Source organism: Neobacillus bataviensis LMG 21833, assembly GCF_000307875.1.
In the GTDB taxonomy this organism is placed as follows: domain Bacteria; phylum Bacillota; class Bacilli; order Bacillales; family Cytobacillaceae; genus Neobacillus; species Neobacillus bataviensis.
Genome location: NZ_AJLS01000175.1, coordinates 1 through 532, shown reverse-complemented (window position 1 = coordinate 532; position 532 = coordinate 1). Strand labels below are relative to the sequence as shown.

Below are 532 nucleotides of genomic sequence, written 5' to 3'. Positions count from 1 at the left end.
GTTTGCGGTACGGGTAGATATGACTTTACGCTAGAAGCTTATGATGAACTTAGCCAAATGATTGAACAAATTTCGGTCTATGCCCGAGTAAGTCCTGAAGACAAACTTCGTATTGTAAAAATCTGGCAAGAAAAAGAACAAATCGTCGCCATGACAGGAGACGGGGTCAATGACGCACCCAGCTTAAGAGCTGCCGATGTCGGAACTGCAATGGGAATAGCCGGCACAGAAGTTGCCAAGTCTGCATCTGATATCATTCTTGCTGACGACAATTTTGCAACCATTGTCGCCGCTATTCGTGAAGGACGTCGTGTTTACACCAATATCAAAAAAACAATTTATTACCTTCTCTCAGCAAACGTAGCTGAAATTCTAACAATGCTCATTGGAGCAATTGTCGGTTGGGGAATGCCTTTTACAGGAATTCAACTCCTTTACATCAATGTCCTTGCTGATGGAATTCGCGGATTTGGACTTTCACGTGAAAAAGCCGACAGTCATATCATGGAACAGCCACCTGTTGGAGTCAAAG

Annotated in this window: 1 protein-coding gene; it reads left to right on the top strand. The window is 43.6% G+C overall.

From position 1 onward, the window contains the following. Positions 1 to 532 (top strand): HAD-IC family P-type ATPase (locus tag BABA_RS24455; RefSeq protein WP_007087956.1); only part of this gene is annotated, 532 nt, incomplete at both ends.